Source organism: Paenibacillus sp. cl123, assembly GCF_900101595.1.
Taxonomy (GTDB): Bacteria; Bacillota; Bacilli; order Paenibacillales; family NBRC-103111; genus Paenibacillus_G.
Map to the genome: position 1 here is coordinate 12,025 of NZ_FMYY01000006.1, position 13,300 is coordinate 25,324.

General features: G+C 55.7%; 10 protein-coding genes. 5 read left to right on the forward strand and 5 right to left on the reverse strand.

What is annotated here, in order from left to right; genetic code table 11:
• Nucleotides 1-63: 63 nt before the first annotated feature.
• The 4 genes from BLR08_RS12190 to BLR08_RS12205 all read right to left on the reverse strand — a co-directional run bounded on the left by BLR08_RS12190 (nt 64) and on the right by BLR08_RS12205 (nt 4,684).
• Complete coding sequence (locus BLR08_RS12190; protein WP_072329497.1) at nt 64-939, reverse strand: carbohydrate ABC transporter permease; 876 nt, start codon at nt 937-939, stop codon at nt 64-66.
• Entirely contained in the window at nt 933-1,889 is a 957-nt protein-coding gene (locus tag BLR08_RS12195; RefSeq protein WP_072329791.1) for an ABC transporter permease, read from the reverse strand. The genes BLR08_RS12190 and BLR08_RS12195 overlap by 7 nt, the downstream gene beginning before the upstream one ends.
• 79 nt (nt 1,890-1,968) lie before the next feature.
• Nucleotides 1,969-3,573: an extracellular solute-binding protein gene (locus tag BLR08_RS12200; RefSeq protein ID WP_072329498.1), complete on the reverse strand. Its 1,605-nt coding sequence runs from the start codon at nt 3,571-3,573 to the stop codon at nt 1,969-1,971.
• Between the two features lie 331 nt (nt 3,574-3,904).
• Nucleotides 3,905-4,684 (reverse strand): TrmB family transcriptional regulator, encoded by a 780-nt coding sequence (locus BLR08_RS12205; protein ID WP_072329499.1) that lies wholly within the window; start codon nt 4,682-4,684, stop codon nt 3,905-3,907.
• Between the two features lie 143 nt (nt 4,685-4,827).
• Between BLR08_RS12205 and BLR08_RS12210 the strand changes: the two genes are divergently transcribed.
• Nucleotides 4,828-5,658, forward strand: coding sequence for a prohibitin family protein (locus BLR08_RS12210; RefSeq protein WP_072329500.1), 831 nt, complete (start codon nt 4,828-4,830; stop codon nt 5,656-5,658).
• A gap of 191 nt (nt 5,659-5,849) precedes the next feature.
• Here BLR08_RS12210 and BLR08_RS12215 read toward each other — a convergent pair whose 3' ends face one another.
• A complete protein-coding gene (locus tag BLR08_RS12215; RefSeq protein WP_072329501.1) occupies nt 5,850-6,308 on the reverse strand; it encodes a DUF4385 domain-containing protein in 459 nt (152 codons plus the stop codon).
• Between the two features lie 151 nt (nt 6,309-6,459).
• On the opposite strand from BLR08_RS12215, the gene BLR08_RS12220 reads away from it, so the two are divergent.
• The 4 genes from BLR08_RS12220 (at nt 6,460) to BLR08_RS32105 (ending at nt 13,299) form a co-directional block, all read left to right on the forward strand.
• Nucleotides 6,460-7,938, forward strand: coding sequence for a phospholipase D family protein (locus BLR08_RS12220; RefSeq protein WP_083536963.1), 1,479 nt, complete (start codon nt 6,460-6,462; stop codon nt 7,936-7,938).
• A 226-nt stretch (nt 7,939-8,164) separates the two neighbouring features.
• On the forward strand, nt 8,165-10,078 hold the full coding sequence (locus BLR08_RS12225; protein WP_072329502.1) for a beta-N-acetylhexosaminidase: 1,914 nt from the start codon (nt 8,165-8,167) through the stop codon (nt 10,076-10,078).
• 278 nt (nt 10,079-10,356) lie between these two features.
• Nucleotides 10,357-12,444 (forward strand): catalase, encoded by a 2,088-nt coding sequence (locus BLR08_RS12230; RefSeq protein WP_072329503.1) that lies wholly within the window; start codon nt 10,357-10,359, stop codon nt 12,442-12,444.
• A 450-nt stretch (nt 12,445-12,894) separates the two neighbouring features.
• Complete coding sequence (locus BLR08_RS32105) at nt 12,895-13,299, forward strand: zinc ribbon domain-containing protein (protein WP_371117254.1); 405 nt, start codon at nt 12,895-12,897, stop codon at nt 13,297-13,299.
• Nucleotide 13,300: the final 1 nt, after the last annotated feature.

The window sequence follows — 13,300 nt, forward strand, 5'->3', positions numbered from 1 at the left end:
ACCCCCGTCGGGACTACGAAGAATTTCCCGGTTGTCACTTTTCTATATTCGACAGCCGGGACATTACCCCTTCTCGGAGCCAAGCATGATGCCTTTGGCAAAATATCGCTGAGCGAACGGATAGATCAGCAGAACCGGAATCATGGAGATGAAGATGGTTGCATTTTTGAGCGCTTGAGGGGTGAGATTAGCCTGCTGCGCCACTCCGGTTTCCTTGGACGTATCGAAGATCAGCATATCGCGGAGCACCACCTGAAGCGGGTACAGATTGTTGTCGTTCAAGTAAATCATCGGGATGAAGAAGCTGTTCCAGTGTCCCATGAAATAAAACAGGCCGATGGAGGCGAGAGCCGGCTTCGACAACGGAATCATGATATTGAACAAAATGCGGTATTCGGAAGCGCCGTCGATAACAGCCGATTCGCGGAGCGAGCCGGACATCGATTCATAGAAGCTTTTGAGAATGAGCAGCTCGACCGTCCAGATCGCATTGGGCAGCACGATCGCCCAGATGGAATCGATCAGATGCAGCTTCTGCACGATGAGGTAGGTCGGGATAATGCCGCCGGTCAAGAACATCGTAAGCACGATCGCGATCATGAAATATTTACGCCCGAAGAAGCCCGGCCGGCTCAGCGGGTATGCGGCAACCGCCGTCATCAGCAGGTTGATGGCCGTTCCCACGGTCGTGTACAAAATCGTGTTCCCGTATGCCCGGGGGATGCGGGGATTCTCGAGAATTTGCTTATAAGCCTCCAGATTGAAGCCCTTGGGCCACAGCACGACCTGATTTTGCACGATATAGGCCGTTTCGCTGAAGGATACCGCCACGATATAGACGACCGGGTAGATGGTAGCGATCGCCACGATACCGAGCAAGACGGCGAGGATCGCGTCGAAGAACGTAAAGCGTTTGTGTAGCGGGCTGGATTTTACCATAAGCCTTTCCCTCCTGCTCTCTTGCTGATCATGTTGGAGATAAGCAGCATGACTAGCGCGATCAGCGATTCGAACAAGCCGACTGCCGAGGCGTAGCTGTAGTTTGTCTCCAGCAAGCCCTTGCGGTAGACGTAGGTGGAGAACACGTCGGCCACCTCATAGGTCATCGGGTTGTACAGCAGCAGCACCTTCTCGTAGCCGATCCGGAACATAGCGCCGGACTTGATGATAAACAAGATCAGGATAGTCGGCATAATGCTTGGAATCGTAATATAGCGCATCATATGGAACCGGTTGGCGCCGTCCACCTTGGCCGCTTCATACAGCGTTGGGTCGATGCTGGCGATGGCAGCCAAATAAATGATGGCCTCATACCCCATATGCTGCCAAATTTCCGAGGATACGTAGATGGTGCGGAACCACTCCGGAGCGGCAAGGAAATACTTGGGCTCCATGCCAAATGCCTTCAGCACTTCATTGACAAGCCCCTGCGTAGGCGAGAGGAAGTCGATGATCATGCTGCTGACAATAACGACCGACAGAAAGGCAGGCAGATAGCTGAACGTCTGGACCGTCTTTTTGAAGCGGATAAAGCGCACCTCGTTGAGCATGACGGCGAAAATGATCGGAAACGGAAAAGCCCAGATCAAGGTAAAGAGGCCGAGCAGGAACGTATTTTTGAACAACAGCCAGAAGTCCGGGCTTTCGAAAAACTGCCGGAAGTGCTGCAATCCGACCCACTCGCTGCCGAGGATGCCCTCGTACACGTTGTAATCCTTGAAGGCGATGATCAGGCCGTACAAAGGCCCGTAGCGGAACAGCACGTAGAAGATGATGCAGGGTATAAATAAAATCAGGAGCTGACGGTCGCGCCGGATGTGCTGCCAAACGGATGCCAGGCCCTGGCTTGGCGCGCGTTTCGGGCGGCTCGGAGCCGACTCGGAATTCATGAGCATGATTCTCCTCCTCTTATGAGCCAGACAGCCGGGCTAAGGGCCCGGCTGCCGCCGATCATGATGTATGCTGAGACTATTTGGCTTCGTTGTAACGCTGTTGAGCGGCGTTGTACGCGTCGATGAACTTCTGAGCGCCCATCTTCTCGGCGGTTTGCAGCCACTCGTTCCATTGGGCATCGCCGAATTCTTTTTTCATGACATACTTGGTACTGAATTCGTTGGCGGCTTTGTCAATGGCGGTGCGCAGCTCGGCCAGCGTCTTCGTCTCGGCGTCCGTGAACTTCAGTTCGGGATCGGCCGGCTCGAATTTGTTGTTCTTCACGATTTTGTCCTGAGCTTCTTGTTCCTTCTCGGAGAACTTGTAGTAAACGCTGCGCTTGTCAGGGCGGAAGTACATGCCTTCAAGCCACATGCCGTACTTCGTCTCCAGCGCCTTGAGGTCGACGATCGGCGCATCCTTCAGCTCCGGATAGACAAGCTTGCCGTTCTCCAGGGTGTACGTCTCGCCCTCGATACCCATCGTGATCAGCGAGGAGCCGGACGGACTGGTCAAGTAGTCAAGCAGCTTCAGCGCGATTTCCTTGTTGGCGCCGTTCGAGACGACGTTGCCGAAGTTGCTGATCTTAGGCAAGCTGCGGACGTTGCCTGTCGGACCTACAGGGTTGGCATAACGCAGGTTGTACTCCGGATTCTGCGACTTCACTTGATTGGCGAAGGCATCCAGCCGCCCGATCCAGTCAAAGGTGACGAAGGACTTGTTGTTTGTCGTCATTTTGGCTGTCCAGGAAGCGTCCGTGTCGGTGATAAACTCAGGGTCCAGCAGTCCTTCGGCGTAAAGCTTCTTCATAAAGTCGAGCTGATCCTTGAACTCAGGCTGCGTATAGGCGAGCTTCCACGTTTTGGCCTTCTCGTCGTAATAAGCCGGGTAGCCGGTGCCGCCTGTTCCCCAGCCGTACGCCCAATCGCGGAAAATATTTTCCTTGGTTTTGGAGGCGTATGGATAAGATTGCGGGTAAGCTTCCTTCAGCTTCTTCAGCGCCTGGTAGAACTCCTCCGTGTTGGTCCATTCCTTGATGCCGTGCTTGTCGAAGATGTCCTTGCGGTACAGGAAGCCGTGGTTGACATCACGGTTCAATCCGTAGATCGGCCAGATGTACATGTTGTTCTTCTCATCCGACCAGGATTTCATCACCCAGTTGTTCTCGGCTGTATCGACATACAGCTTCTTGAAGTTCGGCAGTTTATCGAGGTAATTATTAATGGGAGCAAGTGCCCCTTGAGCGCCCATCTTGTTGATCTCCGCGACAGTCAGTCCGTGGAACAGATCCGGCAGCTTGCCGGAGGCGACGACGACCTTCAGCTTGTCCTTGAACGTTTGCGAGGAGTATGCCTGAATATCCAGCTTGATTCCTGTCCGCTTCTCAATTTCCTTGACGACCATGGAGTCGGGCAGCTTCGCATTATCGCTCACCAGCATCCAGGTCAGCGTCGTCGGCTTGTCGACGATCGGCAGCTTCAGTCCGCCGGTGTCTCCGTAATTTGCCTGCGCGGCAGGTGCGGCGGGCGTCGGGGTTGCGGGTGTATTCGTTGTCTCTTTGCTTCCACCGCTGCAGCCTCCTACGACGACAGATAGAGCAGTTAGAGCGAGCAGTGCTGGTTTGACCATCCCTTGATTCATTCTTTTTCCTCCCTTAAGGTAAGAATGCTATTGCCTCCCCCTTGGCAGGGGGCAGGTACAAATCCGATTATAGGAAACGCTTTCCCGGGGGTAAACGGCGGCTTTTCCCTTGTGTGTGTTTTCTTGCCTCCGCAACCTGGAAAATGACCCACAAGCCGCGCCACGACTGGGTTAATTCGCTTGTGGAATAAATGCAAGCAGTAGAAAATGAGCAATTTCGCTAGGAAATTGCTCACTCTGCCACAAGCATTATTCGAATATGAGATGAACGATTGACCCTGAGAAATTCATCCAATATATGGTTGGAAGCGAGCGGGTGGTATCCGGCAAGCTACAAATATTCCTTGTACGGACCGAGAATGCGTTCATAATCCTCTCCGTACCGTTCCGTCAGCTCCGCGCCAAAATCCTGCTCGATTCGTTCCATGATCACATCATGGTAGAAGCCGCTCTGCAGCAGCTCGGCGAGCGACGGATGATCCGTCTCCAGCACGGACAGCTTGTGGAGCTTCCCGAAGCTTCCTAGCAGCGCCGAACGGGAATCGCAGAGCAGAGAGAACTTGCGGGACTCCGCCTGGCCCCAGGCTTCGCTTCGCTTGTGCTTAAACACGTTGCGGAGTCCGGTGCGGCAGTCGCCGATCGTGATCAAGGTTACGGCGATCCCGCGATTTTCGGCCTCCAGCAGCGATTTCTCGACCCAGTACAGGTCCTCGGCCCATATATCCGCCACAATATGCTTGTCCGCGTTGGCGGTCAATCGCCGGATCGCCATCTCGATGGCCTTGGCTCCTTGCCAGCTATAAAAAGCAGAGGACGGCCTCGGGGCGGTCTGCAGCTGCTCGGTCAGTGTCCGCGCCGTCTGGTCGAAGTCGGATTTCAGCAGACGGATAAGCTGCTCGATCGGCACTGCGTCATAGATGACGGGCTCGCTCTCCACGACCCGGCACATTCCTTTATCCGTGAGGGAACGAAGGGCGGCGTATACATTCGTGCGCGATACGGACACCCGTTTGGCCACTTCATAGCCGGACAAGCCCTGCTCTTCGTGAAGCGTGAGATAACATCGGGCTTCAAGGTCGGACAGACCGATTCTGCGCAGCTCTTCAATCAAGGAAAGTCACCTCTTGTTTTATTGGTATTAATAAATACTACTATATTTCCATTTGCTGTCAACAGCTTCAAGCGGCCTGAAGCCGATGAAACGAAACCTCGTCAGCCGCGTAATAACCTAAGAAGAGAAGGAGGAGGTCGCATATGAATCCTGAAAGCGTTGTCCGGAATCAAAATCCAAATTCCAAGCAGGTATCCCGGCTCGTTGTTGGTATCGCCATCGTGTTGGTGCTCGTTATACTGGGGTTTAGGGCGTTTACAATCGTCGAAGCAGGACATCGGGGCGTCGTGCTGCAGCTCGGAGCCGTTCAACCGCAGGTGCTGGAAGAAGGGCTGCACTTCAAAATTCCGTTTGTGCAGAAGGTTATCCCTGTTGAGATTCGCGTCCAGAAGGCCGAATCCAGCCAAGTATCCGCAAGCCGGGATCTGCAGACGGTCACCACTACCCTGGCGGTGAACTATCATCTGGACGGGACGACTGTCAATAACCTGTATCGTACGGTAGGTATGGAATACCGGGCAAGAATCGTCGACCCGGCCATCAGCGAATCGCTGAAGGCGGTAACGGCGCAGTATACGGCGGAGGACTTGATCTCCAAGCGCTCCGAGGTCAGCTCCAAGGTAAAGGAAGCCTTGACCGCCAAGCTGGGGCTGTACAATATGGTGCTCGATGAGATCAATATTACGGAATTCAAGTTCTCCGAAGAATTCGACCGCGCTATCGAGCAGAAGCAGATCGCGGAGCAGAATGCGCTCAAGTCCAAGCTGGATCTGGAGAGAATCAAGATCGAGAAGGAACAGGAGATCACCCGTGCGGAAGCTCAGGCAGAGGCACTGCGCCTGCAGAAGCAGGAGGTCACGACGGAACTGATCGAGCTGAGGCAGATCGAAGCCCAGCTGAAGGCAATCGAGAAGTGGGACGGCAAGCTGCCGAACGTCACCGGGGGCGCAACCCCGTTCATCAATGTGCAGTAGTCTGCTGCCGAATACCGGGCGAATCATAGAAGAAAGAGAAGGGCATCCTGAAGGATGTCCTTCTTCAAGTCTTATAAAGTATAGACGCAGACTGTACGCAGCGGAGCGGAGATTTAACGGAAGTAAGCGATCCTAAGCGCACGAAATCGACAGCATGCAGTTGGTAACACGGAACCGGGAACCATGCGCCCTCAAGTGACCTCATGCTTGCTCCGATGCTCCTTCTTCATTCTCAAATAATCCTTGTCTGCCTTCGCCTCCTCCCATTTGGCTTTGAAAATAGCGGCGCATTCGGCCTTCACCGGGTCCTTCTGGTAAGGAAGCAGCGATCCATCGGCGGTGGTATATTTCCGTCCGCCCTTATGGTTGGTGTACCGGCGTGCCCGGGTGTAGCCCATCTGGAGAAATTTGCGTGCCATGTCCATCCCGACGAAATCGCCCTCCCGCTTATATTGCATAAACAGCCCGAAGATATGCTCCGACGATTCCCGGGCGATATCCGGCGTCTTGAACCTCCAATAGGGCAAAATCTCACTTTTATAAGGCTCAACCATCAAAACTCCCTGCTCACCGCGGCCGATAGTGTACAGCTCTGGATGCTCGCGCATATTGATGTGCTTGTAATCCAGCGTATAATCGAACGGCTTCACCGCGTATTTTCCTCCTTGTTTACTTATTATGCCTATGCTTACCCCGTTGCGGACAATTCGGAACATTCGGGGCTTCGTCTGTTTCACTCTGCCGGCTTGTGCGGTACTACAGGGGATAAAGGGGTAATCAAACCCGGAGGAGAGACTTGCCATGACCTTTATCCATTCCGCGCTGCAAAAGCTTCTCCGTCTGCCGAGACGCCGGCCGCTGTTTCTGTTCCTGATTGCCCTCATTCTCCTGTTTGCAGCCGTGATGGCTTATCAGACACATAAGCCCTTGCCTCCCGGGTTATCTCTGGAGGGCCAGCTGCACCGCATATCCGATTCGGATATCGAGTTTCTGTACGATCTGACTTACCAAGGCACGGGGGACGGACAAGGGATCGGCCGCACCGAGCAGATGATCTTTGAGCGGACCTTGCAGGCTATCGGGGAAGCGCGGCAGTTTATTGTCGTCGATATGTTTTTATATAACGGATACTATAACCGGGATCAGTCCTTTCCCCCGCTGAGCCGGAAATTAACAGAGAAGCTGATCGCCCAAAAGACTCAATACCCCGAGCTGAAGATCGTTGTCATCACCGATGAGATCAATACGTCGTACGGCTCTCATCCGTCGCCCGAGCTGGAGCTGCTGAAGGCGGCCGGAATTACGACGGTCCTGACCGATGTCGATCCGCTGCGGGATTCATCCCCGCTGTACTCCGCCGGCTGGCGAATATTCGGCCAGTGGTTCGGACAGGCCGGACACGGCTGGGTCCCCAATCCGATGGCCGATACGGCCCCGGACATGACAGTGCGGTCCTATGCGAAGCTGCTTAACGTCAAGGCCAACCACCGCAAGGTGATCATCACGGAGCGGACCCTGATCGTAGCAAGCGCGAACGCGCATGATGCCAGCTTCTATAATTCCAACAGCGGCTTCCTCGTAAAGGGAGCGATCGTCCGGGACGCGCTGGTCTCCGAGCAGGCGGCTGTCAATATGTCCGCGAAGCTTCGTTTGCCCGCCTACAGCGCGACAAGCGAGGGGAGCGGAGAGATCGGCGTGCGCCTGCTGACGGAGGGGATGATTCTGAAGCATGTGCTGCTGGATCTGTCGGAGGCGGGAGAGGGGGATACCGTCTGGATGGGGATGTTTTACTTGGCCGATCGGCAGGTGATCCGGGAGCTGCTGCAGGCCGCAGCCCGCGGAGCGGATGTCCGCCTCATCCTTGATCCCAATGAGAATGCCTTCGGCAACGACAAGATCGGCATCCCGAATCGTCCGGTAGCCGCGGAGCTGCTGGAGAAATCAGAGGGACGGATTCAGGTGCGGTGGTACCGGACGGGCAGCGAGCAGTATCACACCAAGCTGCTGCTGATTGAGCATCCGGACCGGATGATTATACATAACGGCTCCGCCAACTTGACGACGCGCAATCTGGCGGATTTGAACCTGGAGACGAATCTGCAGGTCGTCGCTCCGTCTGAAAGCCGGACGGCCGGACAAGTCCGCGGTTATTTCACCAGACTATGGAACAACCAAGGCGGGATGTTTACGCTGGATTACAGCGCCTACAAGGATGAGCGGGCCTGGCTGAAGCGGGTGGTCTATACCGTGCAACGATGGTTGGGTTTTACAACCTTTTAGCCGTATGCAGGACAACGCGCGCGCTGTGACCGATAGCGGGATCCGTCCGCTTTTCCAACTCCCCATCGTCGCTCCGGCCTCTTGTTCACCTGACTTCCAGAAAGGCGGCTGTGACTGTTCCGATTCCGCCTTAATATTTTTTAGACGGGAAAACTTTTTTTGTAAAACGCTTCACTCCGTATTATGATAATACCAAGCAGTACACGAACCTGAGGAGGAAATACGGATGAAGCTTCACTTTGTAGGGGAAAGGTCCGGGCTGCTCTCCGGCATACAGGAGCTCGCGCCGGAGCTGGGCATTCAGCTGTCGGAGGACGGCATGGCCGTTGAGGTAGGCGCAGCGGCGGGGGGCGGATTGGAGGTAGGGCAAGCGGGAGACAGGGCGTATATCCGCTATGGCTCGAGGAATCATTTCTTCCGCGGTCTGGGGTTGCTTGTACAGCATGGACGCGGCGGACAGCCGTTCGAAATCCGGGAGCGGGCGCAGTTCGACACGATCGGCCCGATGTTCGATTTATCGCGTAATGGCGTGCTTACCGTAGAGAGCTTCAAGCTTATGCTGCGCAAGATGGCCTTGATGGGGCTCAATACGGTAATGCTGTACCTGGAGGATACCTATGAGATCGAAGGAGAGCCCTACTTCGGCTATATGAGGGGGCGTTATACCCAGGCAGAGCTGCGGGAAATCGATGCCTATGCCGATCTGTTCGGCATTGAGGCGTTCCCGAGCATTCAGACGCTTGCCCATCTGGAGGAATTCCTCAAGTGGGAACCGGTGAAGGAATATCGCGATACGAAGGGAGCATTGCTCGTCGGCGAGGAGGGTACGGGCCGTCTGGTCGAACGGATGATCGAAGCGGCGAGCGCGCCGTTCCGCAGCCGGAAAATTCATATCGGTATGGATGAAGCCGAGGAGCTGGGGCGGGGCAAATACTTGGACAAGCACGGCTGCGTCGATCGCTTCGACATTATGACCGAGCATCTGGAGCGCGTGCTGCAGGCGGTCCGCCGCCGGGGGCTCAAGCCGATGATGTGGAGCGATATGTTCCTCAAGCTGGCTTCGCATGACGGCAGCGAGTACTACGACCACGAAACGCAGATTCCGGAAGAGATGGCACGGCGCGTTCCCAAGGACGTGGACATGGTGTATTGGGATTACACGCATGTGGACCGGCTCGATTATGAGCGGCTCATCGGCAAGCATCGGCCGCTGGGCTGCAACCTGGTGTTCGCCGGAGCGGTCTGGGTGTTCAATACGTTCGGCGTTAACTACGGCTTGTCGCTGAAGGCTGCGGATGCGGCTCTTCAGGTATGCAAGGAGCAGGGCATCCGGGAAGTGTACGCGACGATGTGGGGCGATGACGGCATGGAGAGCAGCCCGTTCGCGGCGCTGCTCGGCCTGCAGTTTTATGCCGAGCATGCTTACGCCGAAGGCCATCCGGACTGGAAGACGGTAGAGGAGCGAGTTTTATTCTGCACCGGCACCCAGGCGGACACCTTCCTGCAGCTTAAGCTGCTGGACGAGACGCCCGGCTCCGAGCCGGATAACCGCAAGCAGAGCAATCCGTCGAAATTCCTGCTGTACCAGGATGTGCTGCTCGGACTGTTCGACAAGCAGATCGAAGGACTCCCGATAGCCGCCCACTATGAGAAGGTCGAGCGGCTGATCGCCGGCCGCCGTACGCCGGAGGCTGAGCTCGACTACCTCTTCGAGGTGCCGCAGCTTCTATGCCGGGTGCTGAAGCATAAGGGCGAGCTGGGCCTTGAGCTGAAGCGGGCTTACGACAACGGAGATACTGCTGCGCTGAGGCAAATAGCGGAAGTCCGGCTGCCGGAGATCGCGGAAGCGGTCCGAGAGCTGCGCGCGGCCCACCGCAGCCAGTGGCTGCGCATGTTCAAGCCGTTCGGCTGGGAAGTGCTCGACATCCGCTATGGCGGTGTGATCAGCAGGCTGGACACGGCTGCCATGCGGCTGCTGGAATATGTGGAGGGGCGGCTGCCGCGCATTGAGGAGCTGGAGCAGGAGCGGCTGCTGTACAGTTCGGCCAACCGGTTCAATAACCGGGGGCTCGGCTGGAGCAGCTATTATTACCGGATGGCGTCGCCGAATGTATTTTTTCATGTGCTGAATCCGTTCTGAGCAGGGCAGAGAAGAGACTTATCAGAATTCCCCGTCACATGATTCGGAGGCACAAAGCCGATATCCCGGCTGTCCTCGTTATGGTGCGGTTATCCCCCATAACGAACACTTGCCCTTCAGGCACGGTCCAACTGATATGGCCGTTAGTAACTATGATATCACCGTTTCCGTACAGCGGCAGCAGACTTGTTCGTTTAGCTCCCGAGCGTAGTGGGTAATTAGGAACGTCATCCATCGAGCCTACTTACTCTCAAAAACTCTAGCGGAGGAGCTGTGCAATGAGCAACGATCGTAGCATGGACAAAAACGTAAACGTAAACACGGACGTAAACGTAAACGGAAAGCAGAAGCAGCTGGAGCAATACCGGGTGGCCGACGAAGGCCAGAAAATGACGACCAACCAAGGGTTGAAGGTATCGGAGGACGAATTCTCGCTGAAAGCCGGAGAACGGGGTCCGACCTTGATGGAGGACTTTCACTTCCGGGAGAAAATGACACACTTCGACCATGAGCGTATTCCTGAACGAGTTGTACATGCACGCGGTTTTGCTGCCCATGGCGAATTTCAAGTATATGAGTCTTTGAAGGATATCACCAAGGCCAAGTTCCTGCAGGACCCTTCGGTCAAAACGCCTGTTTTCGTTCGCTTCTCCACGGTCGCGGGCTCGCGCGGTTCCGCGGAGACAGTCAGGGATGCGCGCGGCTTCGCGACGAAGTTTTATACGGAGGAAGGCAACTATGATCTGGTCGGGAACAATATCCCGGTTTTCTTCATCCAGGATGCGATCAAGTTCCCGGACCTCGTCCATGCGCTGAAGCCGGAGCCGCATCATGAGATGCCGCAGGCGGCCACGGCGCACGACACGTTCTGGGATTTTGTCGCCAACAATCAGGAATCGGCTCACATGGTGATGTGGGCGATGTCGGACCGGGCGATTCCGCGCAGCTTCCGGATGATGGAGGGGTTCGGTGTCCATACGTTCCGTCTGGTGAATGAGCAGGGCAAGGCGCATTTTGTGAAATTTCACTGGAAGCCGGTGCTGGGCGTACATTCCCTCGTCTGGGACGAAGCGCAGAAAATATCCGGCAAGGACCCGGATTTCCACCGCCGCGATTTGTGGGAGTCGATCGAGAAGGGCAATTTTCCCGAATATGAGCTGGGGCTTCAGCTTCTGCCGGAGGAGGACGAGTTCAAGTTCGACTTCGATATTCTCGATCCGACGAAAATATGGCCTGAAGAGGATGTGCCGGTACGTCTGGTCGGCAAGATGACGCTGAACCGAAATGTGGACAATGTATTTGCCGAGACGGAGCAGGTGGCCTTCCATCCCGGTCATGTCGTGCCCGGCATCGACTTCTCCAACGACCCGCTGCTGCAGGGCCGGCTGTTCTCCTATACCGATACGCAGCTGATCCGGCTCGGCGGACCGAATTTCCACGAGCTGCCGATCAACCGTCCGGTATGTCCGTTCCATAACAACCAGCGCGACGGGTACGGCCGCCAGACGATCAACAAAGGTCAGGTCAGCTACCACAACAATTCGCTCGCGGGCAATACTCCGTCCGTCTCGACGGAAGCCGAAGGCGGCTATGTTCATTATCAGGAGAAGGTAGAGGGGCGGAAGGTGCGGGCGCGCAGCGCAAGCTTCAAGGACCATTTCTCCCAGGCTACGCTGTTCTGGAACAGCATGAGCCCGCCGGAGAAGCAGCATATCATCCAAGCCTTCAGCTTTGAGCTGGGCAAGGTGCAGAGCAAGGATGTGCGGCAGCAGGTTGTCGACATGTTCGCCCATGTCAGCCTGGAGCTGGCTTCTCCGGTAGCCGAAGCGATCGGGGCTTTTGCTCCGAAGGCGGATCCCGCGGCAGAGCCGCGGACTGCTAAGGCTTCGCCCGCCCTCAGCCAGGCCAACACGGTCAAGACGCCGCAGACGCGCAAGGTCGGCGTTATATTGGGTGACGGCTTCGATGACGTCGCCGTGCTCTCCGTGCTCGATACGCTCAGGGCTGCAGGCCTGCAGCCGGAGATCATCAGCGAGAAGCTGGGCCAGGTAACGGGAGCGCAGCAGACTTCGATCGAAGTGATGCACACCTTCCTGACGGCCGATTCGGTCTTGTTCGATGCGATCTACGCAGCGGGCGGCCAAATGGAAAATCGCCTGTTTCAGAAACAGGCGGGCATATTTGTCAAGGAAGCCTACGAGCATTACAAGCCGATCGGGGCAACCCGCGAGGGCCGGCAGCTGCTGAAGACCTGTGCCGCGGAGAACGGGCCGGGCGTTGTGACGGGGGAAGAGCCGCACTATTTCTCCCGTGATTTTATCGAAGCCATTGCCGCCCATCGGCATTGGGACCGCCAGCTCGTGTAGCCATGTTGGTATAACCCGGTGAAACAAGGGCGGATTTAAGGAAAAAGCTCCGATGTCGGAGCTTTTTTTCTGTTTGGAAAATGATGATTTTCGCCGATTGTGGATAAGATGTGCATAGATTTGGGGATAAGTGTTCTACCGTAAGCGCATGAAATCTGAAATCGACCGCATGCCAGTCGTAACGGAATTCGAAGCCTCTTAGCGAGCCCCATGATCCATTTTTCGCTCCATTACCCGTCTTAGGGTTGCTGAGTTCCGCGAGCAGGGCGAAGGCGTGAGAAAAGTGGCTTTAAGGGCCTGCGAGTTCCGTTACAGTTCCAAGCGTGTCATCGACCTCTCGCACTCTGGGTGTCAGGACGCTTCCAAGCGTTTTTCTTCCTGTCATCCGAAGTAGCGCATAGGGTATAATCAAGGGAAATGCAGCTTCCAATTACCCTAGGAGGTGCTTGAATGATCGAATGCCCTTGGTGCCACCGCACCGTCGAAATCCAACAAGGCAAATGCCCTGAGTGCCGGCAGCCGCTTTATGAGGTGTCGGACCGGGATTTTCTTTCTTCCGAATGGACTGAGGACGAGGCGGGGGACGAGACAGCGGAAGCGAAGTGCGAGACAAACGTGGAAGCGATGATCGAGAACAGCTTCCGGTGTGCCAAATGCCGCTCCGAGGCATGTATCGTTAAGGAAGTGGCTATGACGGGGACGGGGCTGAGCAAGCTATTGGATATCCAGCATCATCATTACTTGTTTGTCTCTTGCGCGCATTGCGGCAGCGTAGAAATTTACGACCCCGAGGTTCTCCGCGGCCAAAAGCCCGGTGAGCTGGGGACGATGCTGGACATTTTGTTTGGACGCTGAG